Source organism: Candidatus Enterococcus moelleringii, assembly GCF_017377575.1.
GTDB lineage: Bacteria > Bacillota > Bacilli > Lactobacillales > Enterococcaceae > Enterococcus_A > Enterococcus_A moelleringii.
The window spans coordinates 161,741-185,987 of record NZ_JAFREM010000008.1 but is presented as its reverse complement, the minus strand read 5'-3'; the positions used below and the strand labels follow the sequence as shown (position 1 = coordinate 185,987).

The 24,247-nt window shown below is 44.6% G+C and carries 28 protein-coding genes; 11 read left to right on the top strand and 17 right to left on the bottom strand.

Translation table 11 applies throughout. The features are described from left to right. The 3 genes from JZO70_RS05490 to JZO70_RS05480 all read right to left on the bottom strand — a co-directional run. On the bottom strand, positions 1-878 hold an 878-nt coding region (locus JZO70_RS05490; RefSeq protein ID WP_242703800.1), incomplete at its 3' end, for a hypothetical protein. A gap of 69 nt (positions 879-947) precedes the next feature. After that, complete coding sequence (locus JZO70_RS05485; protein WP_207672534.1) at positions 948-1,769, bottom strand: hypothetical protein; 822 nt, start codon at positions 1,767-1,769, stop codon at positions 948-950. A gap of 416 nt (positions 1,770-2,185) precedes the next feature. Further along, entirely contained in the window at positions 2,186-3,295 is a 1,110-nt protein-coding gene (locus tag JZO70_RS05480) for a tyrosine-type recombinase/integrase (protein WP_207672533.1), read from the bottom strand. A 618-nt stretch (positions 3,296-3,913) separates the two neighbouring features. Between JZO70_RS05480 and JZO70_RS05475 the strand changes: the two genes are divergently transcribed. From JZO70_RS05475 to JZO70_RS05450, 6 genes are all read left to right on the top strand, one after another. Then, entirely contained in the window at positions 3,914-4,609 is a 696-nt protein-coding gene (locus JZO70_RS05475; protein WP_207672532.1) for a hypothetical protein, read from the top strand. 404 nt (positions 4,610-5,013) lie between these two features. Next, positions 5,014-5,241, top strand: a complete 228-nt coding sequence (locus tag JZO70_RS05470) for a hypothetical protein (protein WP_207672531.1) — start codon at positions 5,014-5,016, stop codon at positions 5,239-5,241. Between the two features lie 2 nt (positions 5,242-5,243). Then, a complete protein-coding gene (locus JZO70_RS05465; RefSeq protein ID WP_242703786.1) occupies positions 5,244-5,492 on the top strand; it encodes a DUF2922 domain-containing protein in 249 nt (82 codons plus the stop codon). 207 nt (positions 5,493-5,699) lie between these two features. Further along, positions 5,700-6,083, top strand: a complete 384-nt coding sequence (locus tag JZO70_RS05460; protein WP_207672530.1) for a hypothetical protein — start codon at positions 5,700-5,702, stop codon at positions 6,081-6,083. Positions 6,084-6,139: 56 nt separating this feature from the next. Then, positions 6,140-6,724, top strand: a complete 585-nt coding sequence (locus JZO70_RS05455; RefSeq protein WP_207672529.1) for a DUF2922 domain-containing protein — start codon at positions 6,140-6,142, stop codon at positions 6,722-6,724. An 88-nt stretch (positions 6,725-6,812) separates the two neighbouring features. Continuing rightward, the gene (locus JZO70_RS05450; protein ID WP_430748886.1) at positions 6,813-6,905 is read left to right on the top strand and encodes a type I toxin-antitoxin system Fst family toxin; all 93 of its coding nucleotides are present in this window, start codon (positions 6,813-6,815) and stop codon (positions 6,903-6,905) included. 636 nt (positions 6,906-7,541) lie between these two features. Here the strand turns inward: JZO70_RS05450 and mazE are convergent. Together mazE and JZO70_RS05440 are read right to left on the bottom strand one after the other, a co-directional pair. Beyond that, the gene (gene mazE, locus JZO70_RS05445) at positions 7,542-7,700 is read right to left on the bottom strand and encodes a type II toxin-antitoxin system PemI/MazE family antitoxin (protein ID WP_242703785.1); all 159 of its coding nucleotides are present in this window, start codon (positions 7,698-7,700) and stop codon (positions 7,542-7,544) included. A gap of 190 nt (positions 7,701-7,890) precedes the next feature. After that, entirely contained in the window at positions 7,891-9,141 is a 1,251-nt protein-coding gene (locus JZO70_RS05440) for an NAD(P)H-dependent oxidoreductase (protein WP_207672528.1), read from the bottom strand. A 208-nt stretch (positions 9,142-9,349) separates the two neighbouring features. Here JZO70_RS05440 and JZO70_RS05435 point away from each other — a divergent pair, with 208 nt between their 5' ends. Further along, the gene (locus tag JZO70_RS05435; protein ID WP_207672546.1) at positions 9,350-9,487 is read left to right on the top strand and encodes a sugar-binding domain-containing protein; all 138 of its coding nucleotides are present in this window, start codon (positions 9,350-9,352) and stop codon (positions 9,485-9,487) included. Between the two features lie 112 nt (positions 9,488-9,599). On the opposite strand, the gene JZO70_RS05430 is transcribed toward JZO70_RS05435, so the two are convergent. After that, positions 9,600-9,887, bottom strand: a complete 288-nt coding sequence (locus tag JZO70_RS05430; protein ID WP_207672527.1) for a hypothetical protein — start codon at positions 9,885-9,887, stop codon at positions 9,600-9,602. 184 nt (positions 9,888-10,071) lie between these two features. On the opposite strand from JZO70_RS05430, the gene JZO70_RS05425 reads away from it, so the two are divergent. Continuing rightward, positions 10,072-10,332, top strand: coding sequence for a type II toxin-antitoxin system RelB/DinJ family antitoxin (locus JZO70_RS05425; protein ID WP_207672526.1), 261 nt, complete (start codon positions 10,072-10,074; stop codon positions 10,330-10,332). Between the two features lie 74 nt (positions 10,333-10,406). Here JZO70_RS05425 and aroQ read toward each other — a convergent pair whose 3' ends face one another. From aroQ to JZO70_RS05400, 5 genes are read right to left on the bottom strand one after another with little or no spacing between them, the layout of a single operon-like run. Beyond that, the gene (gene aroQ, locus JZO70_RS05420; protein ID WP_207672525.1) at positions 10,407-10,847 is read right to left on the bottom strand and encodes a type II 3-dehydroquinate dehydratase; all 441 of its coding nucleotides are present in this window, start codon (positions 10,845-10,847) and stop codon (positions 10,407-10,409) included. A 17-nt stretch (positions 10,848-10,864) separates the two neighbouring features. Then, positions 10,865-11,236 carry a VOC family protein gene (locus tag JZO70_RS05415; RefSeq protein WP_207672524.1) on the bottom strand — a complete coding sequence of 124 codons (372 nt, stop codon included), beginning with the start codon at positions 11,234-11,236 and terminating at the stop codon, positions 10,865-10,867. After that, positions 11,229-12,170, bottom strand: a complete 942-nt coding sequence (locus JZO70_RS05410) for a ketopantoate reductase family protein (RefSeq protein WP_207672523.1) — start codon at positions 12,168-12,170, stop codon at positions 11,229-11,231. The genes JZO70_RS05415 and JZO70_RS05410 overlap by 8 nt, the downstream gene beginning before the upstream one ends. Continuing rightward, positions 12,167-12,610 carry a MaoC family dehydratase gene (locus tag JZO70_RS05405; protein ID WP_242703784.1) on the bottom strand — a complete coding sequence of 148 codons (444 nt, stop codon included), beginning with the start codon at positions 12,608-12,610 and terminating at the stop codon, positions 12,167-12,169. Before JZO70_RS05405 ends, JZO70_RS05410 begins: the two co-directional genes overlap by 4 nt. A gap of 19 nt (positions 12,611-12,629) precedes the next feature. Beyond that, positions 12,630-14,222, bottom strand: a complete 1,593-nt coding sequence (locus JZO70_RS05400; RefSeq protein WP_207672522.1) for an acyl CoA:acetate/3-ketoacid CoA transferase — start codon at positions 14,220-14,222, stop codon at positions 12,630-12,632. Positions 14,223-14,348: 126 nt separating this feature from the next. Here JZO70_RS05400 and JZO70_RS05395 point away from each other — a divergent pair, with 126 nt between their 5' ends. Together JZO70_RS05395 and JZO70_RS05390 are read left to right on the top strand one after the other, a co-directional pair. Further along, positions 14,349-15,239, top strand: coding sequence for a LysR substrate-binding domain-containing protein (locus JZO70_RS05395; RefSeq protein ID WP_207672521.1), 891 nt, complete (start codon positions 14,349-14,351; stop codon positions 15,237-15,239). An 89-nt stretch (positions 15,240-15,328) separates the two neighbouring features. Then, entirely contained in the window at positions 15,329-15,580 is a 252-nt protein-coding gene (locus tag JZO70_RS05390; RefSeq protein WP_207672520.1) for a hypothetical protein, read from the top strand. 373 nt (positions 15,581-15,953) lie between these two features. Here JZO70_RS05390 and JZO70_RS05385 read toward each other — a convergent pair whose 3' ends face one another. Then, a complete protein-coding gene (locus JZO70_RS05385) occupies positions 15,954-16,961 on the bottom strand; it encodes a glycosyltransferase family 2 protein (protein WP_207672519.1) in 1,008 nt (335 codons plus the stop codon). Positions 16,962-17,799: 838 nt separating this feature from the next. Between JZO70_RS05385 and JZO70_RS05380 the strand changes: the two genes are divergently transcribed. Then, positions 17,800-18,312 (top strand): GNAT family N-acetyltransferase, encoded by a 513-nt coding sequence (locus tag JZO70_RS05380; RefSeq protein WP_207672518.1) that lies wholly within the window; start codon positions 17,800-17,802, stop codon positions 18,310-18,312. Positions 18,313-18,420: 108 nt separating this feature from the next. Here the strand turns inward: JZO70_RS05380 and JZO70_RS05375 are convergent, their stop codons facing one another. The 5 genes from JZO70_RS05375 to JZO70_RS05355 all read right to left on the bottom strand — a co-directional run bounded on the left by JZO70_RS05375 (position 18,421) and on the right by JZO70_RS05355 (position 23,988). Beyond that, positions 18,421-19,395, bottom strand: coding sequence for an ABC transporter ATP-binding protein (locus JZO70_RS05375; RefSeq protein ID WP_207672517.1), 975 nt, complete (start codon positions 19,393-19,395; stop codon positions 18,421-18,423). Positions 19,396-19,397: 2 nt separating this feature from the next. After that, positions 19,398-20,411: an oligopeptide/dipeptide ABC transporter ATP-binding protein gene (locus JZO70_RS22675; RefSeq protein WP_207672516.1), complete on the bottom strand. Its 1,014-nt coding sequence runs from the start codon at positions 20,409-20,411 to the stop codon at positions 19,398-19,400. Then, positions 20,411-21,307 carry an ABC transporter permease gene (locus JZO70_RS05365; protein WP_207672515.1) on the bottom strand — a complete coding sequence of 299 codons (897 nt, stop codon included), beginning with the start codon at positions 21,305-21,307 and terminating at the stop codon, positions 20,411-20,413. Before JZO70_RS05365 ends, JZO70_RS22675 begins: the two co-directional genes overlap by 1 nt. Before the next feature lie 11 nt (positions 21,308-21,318). Beyond that, positions 21,319-22,269, bottom strand: a complete 951-nt coding sequence (locus tag JZO70_RS05360; RefSeq protein ID WP_207672514.1) for an ABC transporter permease — start codon at positions 22,267-22,269, stop codon at positions 21,319-21,321. 144 nt (positions 22,270-22,413) lie between these two features. Next, positions 22,414-23,988, bottom strand: coding sequence for an ABC transporter substrate-binding protein (locus tag JZO70_RS05355; RefSeq protein ID WP_207672513.1), 1,575 nt, complete (start codon positions 23,986-23,988; stop codon positions 22,414-22,416). Positions 23,989-24,247: the final 259 nt, after the last annotated feature.

Here is a 24,247-nt window from a genome sequence, read left to right as displayed (position 1 = left end):
AAGTGAATATCTCGTGCAGAAAGATTCGCTTTGATTTCCTTCACTTGATCTCTTTCATACACGAGCTTGTTTCCTGTCACCGTCATTTTTTCGGTTTTATTGACCAACTCGCCGTTCAAGTTCCACATCTGTTCTAGAAATTTCCCCTTCTGCAACAAATAGGTGTATTCCCGAAGACTGATCTTGATTCGTTTATCCCAGTCGCCTTCTTCTTTGTGTTCTTGATCGAAGTATTGAATGCCACTGTAAAACATAGACAGTTCTAATTTTTCGATCACCATTTCCAGCTTCTGGTTCACGGCTCGCAAGCGGGCTTTGCTTTGTGTTTCTTGTTTGACTTCTTCTTGTTGGACTAAGTCCATCGAACTTTCAACTGCTTGGGCTTTTTCCTCAGCTTTACTTGTTGGCGTGTTTGATTGCTCACTTTTCTTAGTAGTAGAAAAATTCTGCTCGGCCAATTCTTGAATCAGCTGTTCCCCGTGCTTCAGAGCTTCTTCATTGGTTAGTGCGAACTGTTGCGCCAAGCTTTCTTCTAAATGAACCGCAAAGGGAAATCCTCTTTTGCGAAAAACAAGTGGTACGAAATCAAAACGATAGACTTGCTTGCCGTACTTTGGCTCCTCAGTTTGGGCCTTCAGCCAAGCAAACTGGGGAAAGAACTGTTTCATTGACTGGTAAAAGCTAGGCCAATCGAACTCGCCTGGTTCTAATAACAGCTCCAAGTGATAGCTGCCATCCATCCATTGGAAAAGCTGCTGGAAGTGACTGCGGATCTTCTCTCGCTGACCTTCACTCAAACTTCCTTCTGGTGCATATAAGTATTCGCAGGATTTTTCAATGGCGGCTAACAATTCGGTACTCGCTAGTTCGTTACTCATTTTCGGTGCTGGTGTGGGATACAGTGTAATTTGACTATTGAATGCTTTCACTGCTGTTCATCCCTTCTGTTACTCTTCATCTAGCAAAGTGTCGCTGTTCGCTAATAGTTTGACGAAGAATTGTGCAGTTTCTTCTTGAACTACCCGCAGGCGCTTGCGATAGTTCTTAATTTCTTGTTTCATTACGCGTAACTCCAGTGCTGAATCATGAAGCATTTGATCCGCATCCTGCTGGGCTTGATTACGAATGCCGTTGGCTTCATATTCCGCCCGTTCTAGGATTTGTTTTTCTTGCTTCTTGGATTCCACTAAGATATTTGCCAGTTCATCTTTCATTCCTTCGCTGGCAGCTTGGGCTTTTTTCAACTCGACGATTTGTTTCTTCGCCTCATCTAACTCGGTGGATTCTTTACTTTGTCTTTCTTCTAATTGATTTTCTAATCGGTCAATTTGTTTATCTTTTTGCGTTCTTAGTTGTTCAAGCTGTTGATCCTTCTCTGTCTTTAGATCTTGGATTTGCTGCTCCTTCTCAGTGAGAGCGGCTGCCATGGTGGTCAGCTCTGTATGTTTGCTATCAAGCTGCTGCTTTAATTGAGAAACCGTTTCTGTCAGACGCTCAACTTCTTGCTCCAGTTGCTCCTCTGGACGAGGTCGATTGTCTGTCCGTTGATTGGTTCCTTCTTCAAAGGATTCTTCTCTATAATCATCCTTGCGAGATCGATTGCGACGGTCTCCCCGATCGTATTCTGCGGGGCGTTCGTACCCTTCCGCTGGATACGTTTCGTACCCATAATCATCGTCGTATCCTTCTGCATCGTACTCGTCGTAGAAATACTCCTCTTCAGGCGCTTTTTGATATGCTTCCTTTTTCTGTTTGCCAAATCCAAACATGCAGGCTCCTCCTTTTGACCAACTTCAGTCGCTTTCTTATTTACTTTTTCCATTTTCTTCAATAATTTCATGAATATATAAAAGTCTATTCACATATAGGCGTGCTATAATTAAGGGGTGATACTGGTAAAAAGCCGATAAATTTTATCGTAGTCTACAATAGACTACGGCAGACTATAGGAATCGCTTAGTGACGCGGATAAATCGACCCAATGACGGTTCTTGACGGTCGAACAATTCAAATTTTTAATTTTTTCTAAAAAAAATTCGCAAAAGTAATAGCCGCTGAGAGTCGTTTGGCTCTCGATTTGGCTTGAAAACCCAACGAAAATATTTTGATTTTCAGTAAACGTTTTCATTGGAAAATGCAAAAAAAGGGAGCCCATAAGCTTAATTTCTTACTTTTTGTAAGTAGATTAGCCGATAGCTTCCTCCATTTGATTAACGACTTGAATGCGTTGTTCCATCATAGAACCAGCATACCTATCTAGGGTCATCTTCGGTGAGCTATGACCCATTAGTACGCTGACGCTCACAATGTCTCCCCGGCTTTCGACACAGCGGGTCGCAAAGGTATGGCGCAGCTGATGGAAATGAACGTGTTCCAAATTCGCTTTCTTTCGGATTTGATGAAAATGATAAGTTAGCAGTCTTGGCTCTGATGGGTTCGCTTTATTTGAGAAAACGAACTCGCCAGTTGCCTGTTTTTTGTGCTCCAATAAAGCATTTTTCAAGGTTTTGCTCATTGGAATTTCACGAATAGAAGACGCTGTTTTAGAGCTTGTGTAAACCAGCTCTGTTTTGGTGTCATTCATCGCTGTTAGGACTCGTTGATACGTTGCATCTACCCGGATTGTGTTGCGTTCAAAGTCAACGTTTTCCCATGGCAGCGCGGCTGCTTCACCAATTCTAAGCCCTGCATGAAGGGCTAGTAACGTCGGTAAGCCGTAGCCTTTTTCCGCTGATAAGGCTGCCTTTTCTAGTTGCTTTTGTTCCTTTTTAGATAGGGCTTGGTCTGTCTTTTTCATTACTTTAGGCAGTTTGATATCATTGAAAGGATTGACCTTGATCAGCTTTTTTTCGATGGCGCGATTCACGCATTGTTTAACAATGCGAAAGATTACTTGGATCGTTGAAGGCTGTAATTCCCGCTCCAGCAAAGAATCCAATAGTTCTAATCCGACTGCTTCATCTAGTTCGTTTAACGAATACATACCAATCGCTGACAAAGCATAGAAGCTCAATTTGTGTTCATAATTGGAAAAAGTCGATTCCTTTATGTCTGCTTGTACCAAGCGCAGCCATTCGATTCCCCAGTCTTGAAAGCTCATGCAGCTGTCGCCGTGTTCTTCTCTTAACAGTTGATATTTCAACTTTAATGGATAGAGCTTAAGCTTGACTTCTAGTATATTTTTTCCATATACCGATTTGTACCGCGGTTTTCCATTGGATTTTCTTCCGATAATTACCCTACCCTCCCATCTCTTATCATTCTTCCTAAAGTAAATATTTTCTCCTCTTCGCATCTGAAATTCTTCCTTTCTGAGTGACGGTTCTTTTGACGGCTCAAAGAAAAAGCCTATTGTTTCGCGTTTTTCATGGACTGGCTCAGCTATAGAATCAACAAAACATTCTACATTCATTATTTTTTATAAAATATATTGCACTTCCCGCTTCCTTATTCTATAATTAATTGAAGAAAGAACAATAAATAAAAGAAACGTAGCTTTACGCCATAGTCTTCGTAGTCTATTGTAGACTACGATAATTTTTTCTCTAATTTCAACATTAAATTCAACGCTCCCTCCCCCAAAAACACCTAACAACATTCAATATTAAAATTCAAACATTAAACTCATTGTATCTTAATGACTATCACACTTTCTACACATTAATGAAATGTTACAAAAAAATCTATTTTATCAATATTTTATAACGTTCGTTATCTGTTATTGCCTATTGACACCTAAATAGGTATGAGTAGAATATTTATTTGAAGTAGTTGTTTGCTAAGAGCAGCTATAAATAAACTTCTAAAGAAGGAGTGGAAACGAATGAAAAGAAAAGAAAAATCAAGCAATGAAAACTATGTAAGCGGTAAATATCTGGATACCCGATGCTGGACGCCAGAGTGGGCTGAGGTGATGTCGAAGCTGCCTACCTGCACGCCGCGAACGGGGCCTTGGCCGATCCATCTCGTCTTGCCGATCCCTGATATGAAAGGAACCTTGGTAATATACGATCAAGAAATGTATTGCTACTCCAGCCATACCACCCGCACCACCTTATATCATGACAATTCTGACATGATCATCGATTATCCGGCTACCGGCCGTACATTGAAGCGTCTGCCTTTCTTCCAAAAGCAGCGGCACCCAATGATCAATCAGCCTCATGTGTTGTTTCCCTTGGCCCGTCCGGCTGATTCTATCTGGATCAATCCGCTGTCGATTGAAGAAGTCTGGGAAGAGCCGACTGAAACCTACGTCAAAATGGCTAGTGGTCCCGGGATCATTATTGAGGCCCGAAAGCGCACGGTAGACAGGTATGCCACCAACGCATTAATGGCTCTAGCCTGCTCAATCAGAGACATCGATCCAACGGCGGGAACTTACCGCAACCACAATCCTTTGAACTACCTCGACCTTATTGATACACCTTATATCCAGGAAATATGTAAAAGCAGCGACATGAGGGCTTTCCCGATTGAGGAAGGTGTCTATCGTGAGCGATTTTATACACAAAGAAACAACCACAGAATGCTGAAGGCGTATGACCGTCTGGACGAATCTTCTGTGAATCACCATACGATGCACGATTTTATTGACGACTTTGAATAACACCTTTTACGAGCTTGTATCTTCGGATGCAGGCTCTTTTTTCGCGCCAAATCCCCTTCCCTCACGAAAATCCAACAGAGCTGCTAACTTTTCCTCAAACGATTCAATTTAGCAAATAGCCTTGATATATCAACGTTTCCAGCGCTTTCAAAGACCTTTTTCAACATCTCGCCGCAAATTTGTTTTTTACTCCCTTTTAGGTAATTCTCCCTATTTTTAGAAACCAAGAATCCCATTAAATCAAGGTTTTCATTTTCCAAATGTGTCTAGAAGGGGGTAAAAAGTCCTATAAGAGAGTATGGCTTTTTCCCGGAAAATTATTTATCTTTTAGTCACCGGCCGGGAACAAAACACACACCAAAAAATAAATAGGAAAACAAAACAGGAAATTGGAGGAAAGAACAATGATGCAAAAACTAGGAACGAAATTACAGGTATTGATTGAACAGGAAGGCGAAGACAAACAAAAGAAAGTCAACTTTCAAAATGTGATCGACAATCCACCTGAAGCTGACGTGGTCCGCTTGGGAGAAATCATGGCAGAACTGTCGAAAGCTGGCAGCTCCTTTGACAGTGTGATTATGACGATGCAATCTCGTATTACCAAAGATCTGAACGAGGGGGCTGAATAATTATGGTGATTACTATGAAAAAATTAGTGGTGAACTTCCGCAATGCCATGGGCAAGAGCCAGACCTTGAGCTTCAAAGATCCGGATATGACAAAGACCCCTTCGCAACTCAAGGCTTTACTAGCGGAATTCGTGGGTTTGAATCTGTTCAAAAAAGACGGCGTTAAATCCTACGATAGTGTGGTCAGTGCCAAATTTGTGGAAACCATTGAAACACCGATCTTTAATAATGACGAAGAAGCAGCCGCATAATCATTAAGGAGATCCCCCTGCTCTCACGGCGACTAGAACGGGCCCGTAACTGTGGGAGCTGGTGGGTGTCTTTTGAGAATACTTAGAAGCAATTTATGACCAGAGCCGTCTTATGAAATAATCGGCGGCTTGACTACTGAAGAAGGATACTGGTTCAACCATCCAGGTATCAGAACCAGCAAAAAAACAATAAAGGAGCGATTTGACATGCCAGAGCTACCCTTCTCACCCAATCAGATGTTTAACTTGAAACTTGAGACGCTAGAGGAACGCATCATGGAATATTATCAGGAGACGCAAAACGGCACCATGACCATCAAACTTTTACTCACCTTACGGGTCCGCTATCAGCTGGGTGCAGAAGAGTTTGCTCTGGTTTTAAAAGAATTGGTTCGTTACTTATTTACCCGCACCCGAGCGACACGTACCATGAAGCGGTTTTTCTACTATTTCCAGGATTATTTTGACGCACCGGAATGGGAACGACTGCGTTTGCGAGTCTTCCCGCTGCGGAATTTTGTGGAGAAAACCAAGTCCTTTGTCCAGTCCCTTTTAACCAAATTCTTGCTATCTGAAGTCTTGACTACTTGACCGATTATTTTTTTGTCTGTCCCTGAAGCAAAACTTTCACGAAAGGAGTAGGTGTCATGATTAAACTCGTCAGCGGCTTCCTGAACAGTGTCGGCGGCAAAAATACCTTCAGCATGAAAGATCCTAACACTGATTTAAGTGCCGCCGAAATCAAGCAATCGCTGGAGCTGCTTGCATCTTTGGATATTTTTGAAAAAGACGGCGTGCAGCTGTTCAAAAAGCCGATTGAGGCCAAATATGTCGAAACCGTGGAAACGCCAATCTTCAAAGGTGAAGAATTGTTTGGCAAACCAGGTCAGCCGCTTGTCTTAAAGCAGCCGCAGCTAACTGTCCCGCCAGCAACCCCTGTGCTGGTTGAACCAGTTGTTAAAGCGGAAACTGTGGAAGAAATCGATCCGAATAAACTAGCAGAACTTAAGCAGCACAGTCGTTACCAAGCATTGCCAGCAGTACCCCAAGTCTCTCTTAACAAGCCAGAAGAAGATGTCAAAGCAATACCAGAAACAACGGAAGAATTGGAGGAAAAAACAGAAGAATCGAATGAATTACAACCAAGCTCTAACTACCGCCTATCGGAAATACTGCGGAAAAGGCGAAATCGGAGGAAAGCGCAGGAAGAACAGAAGAAAAACCCCCAATAACCTGCCCGCAAGCTAGCGCTGACTATTTAGCGTAGATTTACAATTGAATAGGTCTGGATCGTGATCGTCACTGAAGGGGGGTGATAATGTGCATCCCATTGTGCAGGATATTTTCGCACCGATTATTGTTGGACTGGTGCTGGCTTTGTTTAAGCACTGGTTGGACGATCATGATCCATGACCTCTGCCACCTGTGAAGGTTGGGCACTTCGCAGGTGGATCATTCGCTCATTGAAAACTGAATATTGGTAAGTTGGAAGTTAGTTAGTCGAGTACAGTCTCGTAAGTGTACTCGCGGTTTCAACCAGACACCCCGCACAAAGAACCACCAGCGAAGAAGGCGCCCTTCGCGGTGGGTACATAGTTATCTTGTGGGTGGATTTGGGTTTGACTGTTAGGTTCACGGATTGAGGTGATGGGGTTGTCGCCTCTTGGCAATTAATCGACAGACGTGTGAGTAGTATTCTCTTTCTTATCGGTGCGACGAACAAGATAGTGGTGATTTGACTGATGGCTGTTGCTAGTTTTTGTTTGGCGACCAATAATTTCGTATGCGATATTATTACTTCAATAATACTTTTTGCAAGGTTTCTATTTGGTCTTTCGGTCTTAATTAAAAATAGCCACCCCCACAGCTGTTTGTCTAAACGGCTGTGGGAAGTGACTGCCACTTTAATGTTGGCTTGTGCCTAGCGGTTGTTCCTGTTGCTTCCGGAGCTCGGCTTTTCTTGATGTCCCAGCACTGGTTTTGGGATCAAATCATTTCTCTGCCTATTGGTTCGTCCTCTGGAAAGCCTGGCGCAGCGTCGAGGACTTCTCATCTTCTAATAGTATCCTTGAAAATGTTGGTACTTTGCTTAATGAAGGTGATGGAGTCATTCCGCCCCTTTGAAGCCATGTATTCTACGTTCTCTGGGATGCCAAACTTAGCCGGAACAGTCAGCAGGATGTCATTGCCTTGACGTACAGTTTTCATCGTCTCACCGCCATGCAGATTATTTGTCTCCTTTATAGAACATCGATAAAACGATTACAATCTGTTTTTTTCCGAATCTATTGACTCAATCCGCATAAAAAAGACCCCCAAGCAGCTGGATGAAACATCTGGCTAGCTGCCTGGGAGTCTTCGATTGTCTATCTATTTGCCTGTTACCTATCTCTGCTGCTTATTTCGCAAAGGTGGAATCTTGCAGTTTTCTTAGGCGGTAAACAGTAGTTGATTCGTCGATTTCGATATCGTCATAGGTCAAGAAGGTCCCGTCTTTGATATCATGTTTAGCCACTGAGGAGCCCCCAACTAAACCGATTGGCACATGGTTGTTGGCTTCTAAGTCGGCATGAGTTTCTAGGACACCCCGCACGCAGTAGCCGCCGATGCCATCGATTTTTTCCCCTTGCTTGATGTCTTTTTTGGCAACCGCAACGGTTTCTGAAATCGGTGCGCCTAATGGTACAATCGCGTGGTCGTGGTTCAACACGGCTTTGGCGATGGTGATTGGTGTTTCTAAGCTGGCTAAGTGGTACGGACGGTACAAGATATGGTGATCACGATCGCCAGTCTTCATCAGGTAGCTTAATTCGTGGCGCACGCCTTCGTTTTGGCCTTTGACGATCACGAACACACCTGGTGCTAAGCCGTCTACGTATTCAACGACACCGTATTTGTCTAGCACGCCACCATTTTCTTTCAGGTCTAGATCTTTGATGACTGAATCTACATCGCCGCTGATGCCGTGCATCCCTACCTTGTCAGGAATAAAGCCGATGGCGTTGGACAACAGGTTCATCTCGGCCATCGTTTTAGTGCCGTCTTGGAAGGCTGCTAACATATGGCTGGACATTTGTTTGGAGTCCGCTTCGGCTTGAGCGGTATCAGGATTTGCGCCGACTTTTAATTTGTTGTTCTTGCCCTTACCAGCAACTAAGACTTCCATCCCCATGCTTTTGGCGAATTCGAACAATTCAGTGGTTGCTGCGGGCTCATCGCCGTCGGAACCAGTGTAAATTAGGTTGGCTGAATCGTACATTTTCTTCATTAAAGGTCCAATGGTGATGTCGACTTCGACATTCAACAGGACGATGTGTTTTTTGGCTAATAAGGTTTCAAGGGAGATTTGCGCGCCGACTTCTGGTACGCCTGTTGCGTCAACGATGACTTCTACTTTGTCGGAATGGATAATTTCTTTGAAATCTGAGCTGACTAGGATATCAACCTTTTTCTCTGCGCTGGCATTGTAAGCATCGGCGCCGCGTTGGGCAGCGTCCTTGTTAATGTCGCTGATTCCGGTTACCGCCATACCAGGGATCGTCGAAATCTGGGCGATCATGCCGAACCCCATTTGACCGGCTCCGATGACTCCTACTTTAATTGGTTGATTGTTTGCTTCTCTTTCCAAAAGTTTTCCATATAACGTCATGTATAACTCCTCCTCTTTTTGTAACATATGTTAATTGCCGTGACATATGTTATTCACTTATTAGTATAGCACCAGAGAAGGGATTGTCAACGCTTTAACAGGGCTTTTCTAAGGGACAAATGTGAAACTTTTCGCCTATTGATTACCATATGTTCAAAGCATTTTCAAACTTTCGGCGAATTTAAAATAACACTTAGTTGAATTCGACCTGCTGAAGACTTTCGCTATCTCGCGGGTTCTAATCGCCGCCACTGGCAAAGAAAAAGCTGAGAGTGTCAAGGCGTTGCTGAAGATGGGCTTTATTACCGATTTGGTAGTGGATGAGGAAATTGCGGAAGTGTTGTGAGGGACTGATGATTTACGGTATTTTGACAATGAAGCGAAAGCAAAGACCCCGACAGCTAGACTGAGCATTCAGCCAGCTGTCGGGGGCTTCTAATCAACTTCAGCCATGAGCATCAGAAAAACTCCTTCAGCTCGGCCTTGGTGCGTTTGTACACCCGGTCCATCTTGACAATATTGACGAAGGTCTTCAGCGTTTGAAACAGGAACAGCAAAATCGTGAATTCCATCAAACGCTCCGCAACCGGGACCACCTCCCGCAGCCACAAATAAATGCCGATACTGACTACAGCCAGCGCAAATTTTTCGATTCCCCTTCTTTGAATCGCTTTTCGCACCTCTGGATAGTACGTGGCAAAAATCAGTTTCTCTCTTCTGGTCATCGGTTTCTTTTCACTCATCATCGGTCTCGTCCTTTCAAGTTTATAATAGTAGTTTTTGGCTCTCACTATATATATACGCAAAAAGAGGGAGATTTTTTCTGATGAGGAAATAAATTTATCGATTGTGCCGATAAGCAGCAATTCTTTCACCTGGTTCAGGTATTTTTTAATATGTGTATAATGAAATAAAAAGGAAGTGAATACTATGGCTCAACTAAATCTAAGAATAGATGATAAATTGATGGAAGAAGCCGCAAAATTCTTTGAAGAAATCGGCATGGATCTTTCAACGGGGATCGAAATTTATCTGAAGAAGGTAGTCAGAGAACAAGCAATCCCTTTTGCTTTGTCCGTGCCTCAGAATGATTATGCAAAATCAGCTGGGGAGTTTGAACGTGGCGACTTCAAGACGGCCAGCAGCAGTGAAGAGTTGCGGAAGGATTTGGAGGATACAGATGAACCCTAGTGCTGCGGGTATCCATTTATTTGCCAACAAAAAAAGACAGAGGATACCCCTGCCTTAATTTCTGTGAACTAGTTCTAATTTCCTACCATTGAAACGGCTGCCCGCAGTGCCAGCTGATAGGTTTCAAAGCCGAAGCCGCACATGATACCGGCTGCTTTCTCGGCCAAAACCGAATGATGGCGGAATTCTTCCCGGGCGTGAACGTTGGACATGTGCATCTCGATAAACGGCACCTCCAGGATTTCCAGAGCGTCGCGGATGGCGTAGCTATAGTGAGTCCAAGCGCCAGCATTAATGATGACCGCACCTACTTTATCCTTGTAGCCTTGATGAATTCGTTCCACCATTTTCCCTTCGTCGTTGGTTTGGAAATGAGTTACCTCCACACCTAATTCATCGGCTAATTTCGCCATGTTTGCATTGATTTCATCCAGTGTGACCGTACCATAGTGTTTAGGGTTACGGTGTCCGAACATGTTGTGGTTTACTCCGTGGAGCATTAAAATAGTTGTCATTGTCAATTTCCTTTCTTTTACCAAGGCTTTGCTTGTAAGACTTCCTCAATCGAGCCTGGTGCGGCTTGTAAAATTTCGATACATAGGCCATCCGGCAGCTGCAGCCAGTTTTCTCCTTGCGGCAGCGGCTTGACGGGATAGCGGTTGATTTTTTTCAAAACGGCCTGCTGGTCATCCACCATAATTCCTAGATGACCCAATTTGCCGCTGTCTTGATTTTCGGTGCCTTCAATTAATTGAATCCCGCCATACAACCAAACCTGCTTCGGTTGGCCGGGTTCTTCTTTTCTTAAGCGCTCCGTGAAACCTAAAGTCTGGTGGAAAAATTCCACGTACCACTCCACATCGGTAACGAAGACGGCCGTGTGTTCAATATAGGCTTTAGTCATGGGCGCCACCTAGGCCATTTTTGACCTCGATCCCCTTCACGCAGGCGGTTAATGTTTGGTTGACTGGCGTTGGCAGATTGACCTTTTCTCCCCATCTGACCACTGCTCCATTGATAAAATCGATTTCTGAGCGTTGCTGCTTTTCTAAGCTTTGCAGAATCGAGGTTTTAAATCCGTAAGGCAGCCCAGCGGAAGCTTTTTGCCAAATGGCTTTCGGAGATTCTTCCGAAAGAACGATTTGATGTGCCTTAGCCACGGCAATCGCCTCTTCAACCGCCGCAAAAGCCGTTGCTTCCACCTCCGGCAGTTGATAAAGATCGCCGTAAGGTAAGCCGGTAATGCCTGCTAAAGCACCGGTAGCCACGTTGATCATCAGCTTGTCCCAGATCATGCCTTTAATGTTGCTGCTGATTTTGGTGGTAATGCCGCCTTCGTTCAGTTCGTCAGCGACTTTTTGAATACGTGGAGTCTGCTGGCCATCCATTTCGCCAATACAAACTTCCTTTCCTTTAATCCCCGGAATGACTTTCCCCGGTGCGACCAGGACGCCGCCGACATAGGCTTTACCGCCGATGATTTGTTGCGGGCTCAGCTGCTGCTCCAGAATTTCTTCGTTACCTAACCCATTTTGCAGCGACAAGACTAGGGTCTCTTCCCCGATTAACGGTGCCGCATTTTTGATGGCGATCTCAGTGGCGAAAGATTTGACTAATACGATAACCAAGTCCATCTTGCCAAGCGTGGCAGGATCGCTGGTGGCCTGAATGGGAATCGCCGTTTCCATGCCATCTTCCACAAAAATCAAACCGTTTTGATTGATCTGATCCACATGCTCCTGCCATTGATCGACTAGATAAACTTCTTTGCCGTTTTGGGCCAAGGTGCCGCCAATTGAGCTGCCTAACGCACCGGCGCCTAAAAAGCAGATTTTCATCGGTCCATTTCCTCCTCAGGAATAAATTTCAAGATATGGATAGCAAAGACACAAATTTCACCGTGCTGATTGAAGATTTCCACATCAGCATAGGTTTTCATTTCTTCTAAATCAACTTTTTTCACGGTATATTTGGCGGTCACCGTATCGCCGAAGAAAACGGGTTTGATGAAGCGTAATTTGTCATAGCCGTAGGAAACACTTGGGATCTCCGCTTTGGCCTGCTGCTGGATCATGGTAGAAGCTGTACAGCCGAAGGAGAAAGTCAGGACGCCGTGAACGATCCGCTCTTTATAAGGGGTCGTTTTCATAAATTCGGCATTCATGTGCATTTGACTGAAGTCCCCGGTAATTCCGGCATACTGATAGACATCTGATTCACTGATGGTTTTGGTGTAAGAGTAGGTATCATCGACTTTCAAAGGTAATTCTTTTATCATTGTTGGTTCCTCCTATTGGTTAGTTTGTCGCGCTTAATTGATTATTTAGCCATTCTTCTTTAATGCCCATTACCTCTGGTTGGAACAGGCGAGCATCCATGGTTCTAAGGTCACTTGAGATTTTCGGTCTGAAGGCCATTTGCTGCAGGATATCTTTCTCCAAATCAACACCTGGTGCGATTTCGATCAGCTCCACGCCTTCCTCCGTTAGTTGGAAAACGGCCCGTTCTGTTACGTAGAAGACCTGTTGTTCTCTAGCAATCGCGTCGCGACCATTAAAGGTGATCTCAGGAACGGTCTCGATGAACTTCTTAAACTTGCCTTCCTGCTGAACCTTCAGCTGCTGCTGGTCAATCGCTGTTTTTAAGCCACCAGCTGTCAGTGTGCCGCAAAAGACGACTTTCTTGGTGTTTTGGCAAATGTCGATAAACCCGCCAGTTCCGACGATTTTCCCGTTGAAGCGATGGACGTTGACATTTCCCATCTGATCGACTTCCGCAAAGCTTAAGAAGCAGACATCTAAGCCGCCGCCATCGTAAAAATCAAATTGAGTTGGCATATCCATCAACGCACGACTGTTTAACGTGGCGCCGAAGAAAATTCCTTGGGCCGATTCTCCCCCCACCGCTCCGGTTTCTACGGTTAAGGTGAATTCGTCCTGCAGTCCTTCTTCCCGAGCAATAATTCCGATACCATCAGCGATTCCGACACCAACATTACCGACATTCCCCGAAGAGATTTCAAAGAGTGCACGTCGCCCGACAACTTTTCGCTGATCTAGGGCAATCAATTCAGTGGAATCCACGCAGGCGGTATAATCACCGGAAAGGAACCGATTGACGCCTCCCACATAGAGCTGTGATTGGTTTTCATCCACCACAATCGCATCCACATAGAAACCAGGAATTTTCACCTGTCTTGGATGGAGGGTACCAGCTTTGACCACCTTTTGGACCTGGACGATGACTTTACCGCCGTTGTTGTGGGCAGCCTGAGCTAAGATCAGCGCATCCAGGTAGACAATTTCATCCTCCATCGAAATATAGCCATCAGCATCCGCCGTCGTTCCGCGAATAATCGCAACATCAATCGGTGTCGCCTGGTAATAGAGATAATCTTTGCCGTCAATCTGCTGCTTTGAGACCAATTCTTCTTGGGTTTTCTCGTTAAGCCGGCCACCGCTTTGGTCTGGATCAATAAAGGTTCCTAGACCTACGTGAGTCAGAATCCCCGGCTGTTTGGAAGCTGCCGCTCTAGTCAATTGGCAAATGACCCCTTGAGGAAAATTGTAAGCCTCGATTTCATTCCGCTCTGCCATTTCTGAAAGCCGCGGCGATTGTGCCCAGTGCCCACCGATAATTCGTTTGATCAGGCCTTTTTTTGCTAAGGGCGAAAGACCGCGATCATTACGGTCACCTAAGCCGGTGGTATGGATGATCGTGATATCTTTAGGCTGCGCTTCTTCTTCAAACTGTTTCGCCAATGCGGTAATCAGCTGGGTGGGTTCGGTAATTCCACCACCAGCACCGCAAAAGCCCACGACATCTCCATCCTTTACTAAGCGGATGGCCTCTGTTGCTGAAATAATCTTGGATTGCTTGTCTTTACTCAATTTGTCCCCTCCTCTTCCCCTTCATCATAAGAGATCGCTTTCATCTATTCCAATATCCATTTTTCTGTTTTTGATTACTTTTGGTTATCGATCTGGGGTATAATTTGTAAAAAAGGGGTGAAAAAGGTGAACCTCCAGCAATTACGCTATTTTCTTCATCTGGCTGACAGCGAGAATATGCAGCAAACCGCCGAAGATTTATTCATCAGCCAACCAGCCTTAAGCAAAGCGATCCATAATTTAGAAAACGAACTGAATGTGGCGTTGTTCGATCGGATCGGCCGCGGGATTCGTCTGAATAAATACGGGCATTTGTTTGAACGCAGAGTTCGCCGTGCTCTGACTGAATTGGATTTGGGGAAAGCGGAAATCGAGGATACCATCAACGATCGGACTGGGCGGATTGATTTAGGCTTTGTTTATTCGCTGGGGGCGAAATTTGTTCCCTCGCTGATCGCTGATTTTACCAAAAACAATCAGATCAAAATTCGCGGGACCCAAAATAATACCAAGAATCTGCTGACGCAGCTGCAGGATGGCAGCTGTGACGTGGTTTTTTGTACCGAAAACGAGAATTTTCCGGAACTGGAAATTCTTCCGCTGTACCAGCAGCCGATTATTTTTATTGTTGGTCAGGATCATCCCCTGTCTAGCGAAAAGGTTTATGGAATCGAGGAGCTCTTGGCTTACGACTTTATTGCTTTTCCTGAGCAGAGCACGATTCGTCCCCTGATTAACCGCTATTTTGCCGATAAGAAGCTGGCGCCAAGAATCACTTACGAAGTGGCGGATGATTTGACCTTAATCAGTATGGCCAGTGAGAACTTAGGGATCGGTATTTTCCCCCGGTCGAGTATTTTGAACAAATTTGATGTAAAGGAAATTACCATCAACGAGCCTTTTTTAACCCAGAAGATTTGCCTGGCCACCAATCCCACCCGTTTTAAAACGCCGGCGGTTCGACGCTTTATTGACTACGTGAAACAGGATGAGGCGCAGCTTTTTCACTATATTTGAAGGTAAATAGGCCTTTTCTGATTCTTTTTTTGATTTGCGGGAGTTTAATTGGTACTATAATAAAAAGGACGTAGTTGGGGGAGTTAGAGATGTTAACGAATTCTGAAATGGAACGGTTATTGCTGCAAGAAACAGAGGCGTTTATTCATTCGGACGGCTTTGCTTTTTGTCCGCGTTGCGGGAATCATCGGCTGAAGCCGGTCGCAACGGATAATCCGTATTCCAGACAAGTAGCCGGTGTGCTGATTTGCGAAGCCTGTCGAAAAGATGAGGACCACCGCTTGCGAACAGCTAGTAAGAATATCAGCCTGAAAAAATGGTTTTTCTTTGCGGCTTTATAGCCTGCTTTATTTGGCAACTGCAAAACAATCACTTTCGCAGATCAGCCGCTGGTGAAAACTGGATCGGGTATCTGCGGGAAGCTCTTGGCAAGGGGCTGACTTTGAGCGTTTATACAGAGCCTAGCATGCGTGTTAATTGCAGCCATCGATTGATTTAGAATGAGCACCCACGGAGGGACAGGCGGCCTAGCCGTTCCGCAAGATTATTCCGTGTGGGTGAAAGCAGCAGCTTCAACTGAATATAAGTGGCAAACAGCCCCTCAGACGAGTCGGATATCTGGGAGGCTATTTGCTGTTTCTATAGGATAAGCCGGATTCCTTTGCCAGCAGCTAACTGCGGGGGCATCATCAGCTATGACCGAACCCTACTTCCTTAAGCATTTACTTGACGGGGCATTTCGCAGCTTTTGCCTGACAGCTTGATTAATGCCCTTAACAAAAGCAGCTTCTGTTTTTCCCGCAAATTTCTACCGTGGGCGGCTCGGACGACTTGGCGCAGCTCCGGATTGCGCAACAATTTTTTGGTCAAACGCGCTTTCCTTAACGGCGAAAAGGTTTGCTTTTGGATGGCGATTAGCTGCGAAAAGACCTTCAACGCCGTATCTTTACAATAGAACTCATGGTACTTAGGATGCGCCGGCGTCATCTCCAGCATCTGTTGGCAAATGCGCAGCTGTGTTTGCTCCTTGCCCACATTGAACCTGGACATCAGCGCCCCCTTCCTTAACCGATGATAGTGGTAGAAGGCTTGATCCAAGGCCATCACCTGCTCCGCCTCAGCAATGACTTGCACCGTGAATAACAAATCCTCCAAGACTAACAAATGCTCCGAAAAACGAAGATTGTTCTCCAGCAAAAAGCTCCGCCGAATAAATTTATTCCCTGGCGCGCTGATCAGCCCTTGACGATAACAGACATAAAACGGCTTTCTCAGAAAATCTATTTGACTTCCTTTAAACGAAGTTGGCATACGATCTCTTTTGTAGCTGCCTTTTTCGTAAAAATGACACCCGAACAAAATGAAATCCGGCCGCGGCCCATCCGCATTGAAATCAGCAGCGCTGACCAAGGTTTCAACCGCCTGAGGATCTAAGGAGTCGTCACTGTCCACAAACAGCAGGTATTCCCCATTCGCCTGCTGGATGCCGTAATTGCGGGCCGCACCAGGTCCCCAGTGGTCCCTTTGAAAAAAATGAATGCGGAAATCCTGATTGACTTCCTCCATAAAGGCGACGGGCGGAAGATCGGTACTGCCGTCATCCACCAGCAAAATTTCAATATTGTTGTAGCTTTGGTCCACTAATGAATAGAGACAGTTCCTAGCGAAGGGAAAATCGTTGTGGATGGGAACAATAATCGATACTAATGGCTTCTTAATCATACTCAACTCCTTGTGGTAAATACTTGCTGGCCTGACGGCTGCGCAAACTTGTTTGATAGTAAGAAAATTTCGACAAACTAACGGGCCAGCTGTGCTACGTTTTCCTTTTTCACCTTTTCGGCTCAAAGGACGCCCGATTTTGGTGATCGAATGACGGATTGACTGACACGGCTCGCTGTCGGAAATCTAAAGCTGGATTGGATCATCGTTTCTTATGTAGGCCGTTTCACTGTTTTCACCGCTCATTCTTCCTGCGAGTTCTGGTCTTGGGCACTTCGGTTGTTTCGGCGTCTCACTGGCAGATACAATTGATCACCGAGCTTGCTGAGGCAGCTGCTGGCTCAATGACCCTCCCCCGCGATCTCCCTTTGGTCATTGCAGCTGCTTACGTGTTTATCTCTTGGCTAAAAAGATCTTGGGCGACTTTAAGGAGATCGCGAGGGTCTTCTGCTGGTCACTCTATTCGATGATCTGTAATTTTAAGGTAGTCACTTCTGTTTTTTTTACAAACAATTCATGATCATCAAACCGTGGAATCCTAAAAATCCTGTTTCTCGATATTTTATTATCACTACCATTAAACCATATTTAACGACCGATTTGGAGTGTTTATTGCAAATAAATGCTTAAATATTTTAATTTTATCCGCAATAGTTTTTGAAAAGTCTATTTTCGACGGCAATAGTTAATTAATATGTTTTCAAAATACAATGATATTATAATGTAATATCAATCGTTATTTAATGGTCTTTTTTCGATCCTGCAACGTTAAGGTTTTATCAGTAAACCAATTAATTACGAAAATGAATATATTGTTAACGAATTGGGAGGATTTTGAATGATAGTCATTAGACAAGAAACACAAAACGATTACGATGAAGTCTATAAACTTATTGCCGAAGCATTTGCGACGACCGAACACGCCGATGGCAATGAACAATATCTGGTAGTAGATTTGAGGAAGGGTGACGGATTTATACCTGAGCTATCATTGGTAGCAAAAATTGATGGTGAATTGGCTGGACATATTTTATTTACGAAAGCGATGGTAGGTATTGATGAAGTGGTTGTTTTAGCGCCACTTTCAGTCACCCCAAACTGTCAAAAACAAGGGGTAGGCACGGCACTAATAGCTGAGGGACATCGCATTGCAAAAGAATTAGGCTATCAGTATTCACTAGTACTGGGAAGTGAATTGTATTATCCAAAAGCTGGCCATATACCAGCGGAACAGCTAGGAATTGAGGTGCCGGAAGATATCCAATCCGAAAATTTTATGGCCATCAAATTACAGGAAGACGCTAAAGCAATAAGTGGTCCTGTGACCTATGCAAAGGAATTTAGACTGTAATTCAGTATTTCAGTCCGATATTCTGCTAATCAACTTCATAGAGCATAACGAAAAGAGACAAGCAGGCGATCCTATACGCCGACTTGTCTCTTGATTTTTATACTTGATTTATTGTCCATAGAGATGACAAGCCACTTTATGTCCGGGAGATATTTCCAAAAACTCCGGCGTCTCTTCTTTACATTTATCCATGGCTTGAGGACATCTGTTACAAAAGGCACAGCCTTTAAAATCACTGGTTCTGACAGGCTGCTCTCCACTGAATTCAGGCGTTTCCTCATTGCGAATATAAGGGTCTGGTACGGAAGCAAATAGGCCCTTGGTATACGGGTGAAGCGGATTTTTGAAAAGCTCATCGGTCTCCGCTTCTTCAACTAAAGTACCAAGATACATTACCCCGATTCGATCAGAGATATAGCGAATCACGCCAATATCATGGGAAATAAAGAGTAAGCTCAAGCGCAGATCCTTCTGCAGCTCCATCAAGGTATTCAAGACTTGCGCCTGAATCGACACATCCAGCGCGGATACCGGCTCATCACAAATAATTAATTTTGGCTTAATCACCAATGAACTGGCAATTCCCAGTCTTTGTACCTGTCCCCCTGACAGCTCATGAGGGTAGCGGAAATAGTGATATTCAGACAAGCCGACTTTTTCTAACACTTCGACTACTTGATCACGACGTTCCTGGGCATCCGATACGCCATGGACTTTTAGTATATCTTCCAGAATACTGCCAATTCGTTGTCTCGGATTCAATGCCGACAGTGTGTTTTGAAAAACCATCTGCAAATCTTTTCTCAGTGGGAAAAACTCGCGATCATTTAGTTTACCTAGGTCTTTGCCTTGATAAATAATCGACCCGCTACTGGGCTTCTCTAAGCCGACAATCATCCGGCCAGTGGTTGACTTGCCGCAGCCTGATTCTCCTACTAGTCCATAGGTTTCCCCTTCTTTGATCGTGAAGGATAAGTTATCTACCGCCAGCATTTGTTCTTTGGGACCAAAAGGGTTCAAGGTTTGTCTTGCCAGAGGAAATGATTTTTGAAGGTTTCTAATTTCTACTAAATTATTGGCCATCGCTAATCCTCCCTGATAGTTTCTGATTCGACGTATTTCCAGCACTTAACAAAATGATCCGGCTGAGCTTCCACCATCGGCGGTTGTTCTTGGAAGCAGCGTTCATCCGCATATTTACAGCGGGTACAGAAATGGCAGCCTTTCGGAATCTCGGAAAGTGACGGAACAGTTCCCGGTATCGTGGGAAGCGGCTTGCCCCGTTCCGTTTCCAAATGGGGAATACACGAGATTAGGCCTTCGGTATAAGGATGTAACGGGTGCTCAAATAGCTGTTCAGTCTCGGCATCCTCGACAATCTGTCCTAGATACATGACTTTAATCCGGTGGCAAAGTTTGGAAACAGCCCCCATGTCGTGGGTAATAAACAGGACGGACATCCCGATCGTTTCGTTCAAACTTTTAATCAGACGCAGAATCTGTTCTTGAATCGTGACATCTAATGCCGTGGTCGGTTCATCGGCAATCAATAGCTTTGGTTCGCAGGCCAGTGCCATCGCAATCATGACCCTCTGCTGCATCCCGCCGGACAGTTCAAAAGGATATTTTTTAAGGCAAGCTGCTGGATCAGGAATACCAGTCAATTGCAGCATTTCCATACTATGTTTTTTGGCTTCATCCTTGGATATTTGCTTGTGAAGCATCATTACTTCACTAAGCTGTTTTTCCACTGTATGGACTGGACTTAATGAATTCAAAGGATCTTGGAAGATAATCGAGATATCATTTCCGCGAATGTTCCTGATCTGTGACGGTGAACTATTTAGCAGATCTTCCCCTTCAAATAGGATTTCGCCTTCATATTTGACGGCTGTATCATGATCCCGCAGCCGTAAAATCGATTGCGACATCACGCTTTTTCCTGAACCTGATTCTCCGACAATCCCGATAATCTCACCGGCATGAATCGTTAGGTCCACTTCGTCGACGGCTGGAAGCCACTTCTTGTGAATCGGAAACTTCACCTTGAGACGATTGATTTCTAGTATTTTTTTCGTTTCAACAGCTGGTTTATTCACTATTTTTGGTTCCCTCCTTTGACTCTTGGATCAAGGTAATCTCTAATTCCATCACCCAAAAGGTTCAGGCTCAACACACAAATGATTACGGCCAACCCTGGTGCAAGCATTGTCCATGGCGCTTTGGAGAATACCATCTTACTGTCCTGCAGCATATTTCCCCAGCTTGCGGCCGGTGCCGGAATGCCTGCTCCTAAGAAACTTAGTGAGGCTTCAGCAATAATCGCTTGGGCAAAAATGAAGGAGGCTTGGACCGTCAGCGGAGAAATAACTCCTGGCAAAATGAGTTTCCATAGAATTTTGGCACTGCTGAAGCCTTGGACTTTCGCCGCCTCGATATAGGGCTGTTCCTTAATCACCATTGCGCTAGCTCGAACGGTGCGGGCTACACTTGGTGTATAGACGATGGTCAGGGCCCAGACGACATTCCAGCTGGATGTGCCGAAGGTTGTTATCAAAGAGATGGCTAATAGAATCCCGGGAATCGCAATCAATGCATCGCAAATCCGCATCAGAATATGATCCAGCAGCTTAAAATAGCTGGCATATATCCCTATGATCGTCCCTAACACACAAGAAAATAGTGCGACACAACCGCCGACCCATAGCGAGACTCTGGCGCCATACATTAAGCGGATCAAAATATCTCTGCCAAATTCATCGGTACCGAATTTATGAAGACTACTTGGAGCATTAAAGCGTTCGGTAACCGCCATTGCGTTGGGATCGGTGGAATTGATTATCGGGATAATAATAGCTGCCGCAAAGATTGCCACGAAACCAATCAATCCAATGATGAGCGCCGGATTTGAGAGCAATCGCTCTTTACGAAGCTGTTTTTGTTCTTTGACAATGGCTACGCCGGCTTCGGACATACTTTTTCTAGTTAAATACATGCGCTCACCTCCTACTTACGCCCTGGCTGAAGCCTTGGGTCGACAAATCCATACAACACATCTACGATCAGATTAACTAACACATATAATAAGGTCACAAATAAAACGACTCCTTGGATCACTAAAACATCCCGGCGATTGATAGCTGACATCGTTAACATGCCTAGTCCTGGAATGTTAAAAAGTGTTTCGGTAACGATTGTGCCAGTGATTAGGCTGCCAAAGGATTGACCGATAGCTGTCAAAATGACCGGTGCCGCATTCTTTAGCCCATAAGTTAAGATGACACGCTTTTCCTTCAGTCCTTTTGCACGAGCGGTCTGGATGAAGCTCTTATGCAGGACTTCTAATAAGGAGGATCGGATCATCCGAGTCAGATAAGCTGCCTGCACGACCCCTAATGACAGCGCAGGAAGAAATAAGTATTTAAAATGCTCGCCAATACCGGCCGAAATACTGGCATAGCCCGCTACTGGAAACCACTGATTATAGACGCTAAATGCCAGCATCAAAAACATACTCAGCAAAAATCCTGGCAGCGCTGAGCCTAGTAATGACACCGATACTGCCACCAAATCGATGGCCGTTCCTCGTTTATAAGCAGCTAATATTCCTAAGGGCATCGCAATGATCACGGCAAAAATTTGCGATATAATCGCCAAACTAAGGGTTGGACCAAAATATTCGCCAATCGCTGAAAGCACCGATTGCCGCAAAAAGAACGATTCGCCCCAATTTCCTCGTACAATTCCGCCTAACCAATCCACGTATTGAACAAAAAATGGCCGATCAAAGCCCAGCTGTGCGTTCATTTGATGAATCTGTTCAGGAGTCGCTTCCATGCCAAGAATGGCAGTAGCCGGCCCGCCAGGAATTAGATAAACGATTAGGAAGGTTATAATTGATACGATAAATAAGACCGGAATCAATGATAGTATTCGTTTGACTATATAAGACAACATAACGTACTCCTTCTTCGGTATGACAGGCTTCACAACCATGTTTGGCATTATGAAGTCGGATACCATCAACCTTTATATGATAAGCTTTGTACTTTCTTTACCTGAAAACGGCGAGCCGCCGTAGCAGCTCACCGCGTCTATCATTTATTCTGAGACTGTAGCATTCCAGAAGATCGGGAATCTCATATACTCGTAGCCTTCTACATCATTACTGATGGCGTTCACCCCGGTAAAATGACCCAGGACAGTTGCGCCGCCGTATTCATAGATGAATCCTTGCAGATCATCCCAGGCTGCTTGGGCATCCTCTTGGGAATCAGCCAAGCGCATCGCTTTGATGCCATCGGTTACTTCTGGTCTGTCCATTCCAGCCCAAGTCTTGTCTAGGACTGTTAATTGAATTGGAAGAACATTGTAGCTGTTGCTGGTGATGAACATACTGTTTTGGTTAGGGTCTGCTCGATGCTCCATAAAGGTACTGAAGTCATAGGTTTCAACTTCGGCATTGATTCCGACTTTCTTCAACTGTTCTTGTACCACCAAGGTTGCATTGTACATTTCTGGATAATCTTGAGTCGTTACTAGGACTAGCTTCTCATCATTGTATCCAGCTTCTTCTAACAACTCTTTAGCCTTATCAGGATCATTTTGGTTATAGTATTCTTTCCCCGCTTCGCTGCCCCATTGCGCATCCTCTGAACTGAACCAGCCTGGATTTACTTCATAAAGCTCTTTGTTTCCATAACTTGCCAGCAAAATATCATCCATATTAAGTGCTGCCAATACAGCTTGTCTCATCTCCGGCTTTTCCATGATTCCGACAGTCGTATTAAGGAACAGATTCAGTGTTCCACCTTTGGTAACATCTAGCTTCAAGTTAGGCTCTTTAGACAATTCTTCATAATTATCTTGAGGAACTTCTTCGACGATGTCGTACTGGCCGTTCTTAGCTCCGGCAATTCGAGTGGACGCGTCGGTGACAATGTCAAAAACTAGTGTGCTTGTAGCTGCTGTTTTCGCACTTGCCAAACCAGTCGTCGCGTTTTCTCGCACTTCATAATCATCGAATTTTTCCAATTGGATAAATTGATCCTGTTTCCATTCTCCTAATTTGTAAGGGCCTGTTCCAATGTATTCACTGACGCCTTTTTCACCAGCGCCCTCTACGATTTCTTCAGGATAAATCGCTGCAAACATAATCGGATTGGCAAGAACTGTGATAATATCTGATGCCGCTTCATTGGCAGTCATCTTCACTGTGTAGTCATCGACTTTTTCGAACGTAGAGCCACCGATTAATGTGCTGGCTTTTTGGGAGTCTTTCACCCAACGTGTCAGTGATGCCACCACGTCGTCGGCAGTCATCTCTTCTCCGTTATGGAATTTAACCCCTTCCAACAGGTGGATCGTGTATTCCTTGCCGTCATCACTTACGTCATAAGATTCAGCAAGTACCGGCTGGGGTTCAAAGTTCTCATCCATCGCAAATAGCGGCTCAAAAATATGATAGCCGATTTGGGCAGTGATATTTGAGTTAGCGATCTGGGCATCTAGCGACGGTGGATTCGCTGAAATGGCAATGCGAAGTTCATCTTTTTTGTTAGACGCTTCAGTATTGCCGCTCTCCCCGGTCTCGTCTCCAGAACCTCCACATCCTGCTAATAATAAAAGCATACATACTGGTGCAACTAAATATTTCAATACTGACTTTCTCAACACGAACAACTCCTCTGATTTTTCTAATTCCTTTTTAGTTAAGCAAAACAAAATGTCCTGGTGATTCCAACAAACAACGCTGACTGAAGCAAATATTATTGATTCGAAAAGCAATTAAAAACGCCAAAAAAGCATACCGAATCAACAGCATGCTTTCTCATATATTCTAAATAAATACTTAGCGGACTGAATCCTTTTCAAAAGAATCAGTCTGCGGACACGCCAAAAAAGGCAGCACTCACGGGAAGTTCCCCTAAAAAGT

What these genes read in the sequence shown, in the direction of transcription:
- JZO70_RS05485 (WP_207672534.1), bottom strand. Translation starts at nt 1,769, where the DNA reads ATGTTTGGATTTGGCAAACAGAAAAAGGAAGCATATCAAAAAGCGCCT.
- JZO70_RS05480 (WP_207672533.1), bottom strand. Translation starts at nt 3,295, where the DNA reads ATGCGAAGAGGAGAAAATATTTACTTTAGGAAGAATGATAAGAGATGG.
- JZO70_RS05475 (WP_207672532.1), top strand. Translation starts at nt 3,914, where the DNA reads ATGTCGAAGCTGCCTACCTGCACGCCGCGAACGGGGCCTTGGCCGATC.
- JZO70_RS05470 (WP_207672531.1), top strand. Translation starts at nt 5,014, where the DNA reads ATGATGCAAAAACTAGGAACGAAATTACAGGTATTGATTGAACAGGAA.
- JZO70_RS05465 (WP_242703786.1), top strand. Translation starts at nt 5,244, where the DNA reads ATGGTGATTACTATGAAAAAATTAGTGGTGAACTTCCGCAATGCCATG.
- JZO70_RS05460 (WP_207672530.1), top strand. Translation starts at nt 5,700, where the DNA reads ATGCCAGAGCTACCCTTCTCACCCAATCAGATGTTTAACTTGAAACTT.
- JZO70_RS05455 (WP_207672529.1), top strand. Translation starts at nt 6,140, where the DNA reads ATGATTAAACTCGTCAGCGGCTTCCTGAACAGTGTCGGCGGCAAAAAT.
- mazE (WP_242703785.1), bottom strand. Translation starts at nt 7,700, where the DNA reads ATGAAAACTGTACGTCAAGGCAATGACATCCTGCTGACTGTTCCGGCT.
- JZO70_RS05440 (WP_207672528.1), bottom strand. Translation starts at nt 9,141, where the DNA reads ATGACGTTATATGGAAAACTTTTGGAAAGAGAAGCAAACAATCAACCA.
- JZO70_RS05430 (WP_207672527.1), bottom strand. Translation starts at nt 9,887, where the DNA reads ATGATGAGTGAAAAGAAACCGATGACCAGAAGAGAGAAACTGATTTTT.
- JZO70_RS05425 (WP_207672526.1), top strand. Translation starts at nt 10,072, where the DNA reads ATGGCTCAACTAAATCTAAGAATAGATGATAAATTGATGGAAGAAGCC.
- aroQ (WP_207672525.1), bottom strand. Translation starts at nt 10,847, where the DNA reads ATGACAACTATTTTAATGCTCCACGGAGTAAACCACAACATGTTCGGA.
- JZO70_RS05415 (WP_207672524.1), bottom strand. Translation starts at nt 11,236, where the DNA reads ATGACTAAAGCCTATATTGAACACACGGCCGTCTTCGTTACCGATGTG.
- JZO70_RS05410 (WP_207672523.1), bottom strand. Translation starts at nt 12,170, where the DNA reads ATGAAAATCTGCTTTTTAGGCGCCGGTGCGTTAGGCAGCTCAATTGGC.
- JZO70_RS05405 (WP_242703784.1), bottom strand. Translation starts at nt 12,610, where the DNA reads ATGATAAAAGAATTACCTTTGAAAGTCGATGATACCTACTCTTACACC.
- JZO70_RS05390 (WP_207672520.1), top strand. Translation starts at nt 15,329, where the DNA reads ATGTTAACGAATTCTGAAATGGAACGGTTATTGCTGCAAGAAACAGAG.
- JZO70_RS05385 (WP_207672519.1), bottom strand. Translation starts at nt 16,961, where the DNA reads ATGATTAAGAAGCCATTAGTATCGATTATTGTTCCCATCCACAACGAT.
- JZO70_RS05380 (WP_207672518.1), top strand. Translation starts at nt 17,800, where the DNA reads ATGATAGTCATTAGACAAGAAACACAAAACGATTACGATGAAGTCTAT.
- JZO70_RS05375 (WP_207672517.1), bottom strand. Translation starts at nt 19,395, where the DNA reads ATGGCCAATAATTTAGTAGAAATTAGAAACCTTCAAAAATCATTTCCT.
- JZO70_RS05365 (WP_207672515.1), bottom strand. Translation starts at nt 21,307, where the DNA reads ATGTATTTAACTAGAAAAAGTATGTCCGAAGCCGGCGTAGCCATTGTC.
- JZO70_RS05360 (WP_207672514.1), bottom strand. Translation starts at nt 22,269, where the DNA reads ATGTTGTCTTATATAGTCAAACGAATACTATCATTGATTCCGGTCTTA.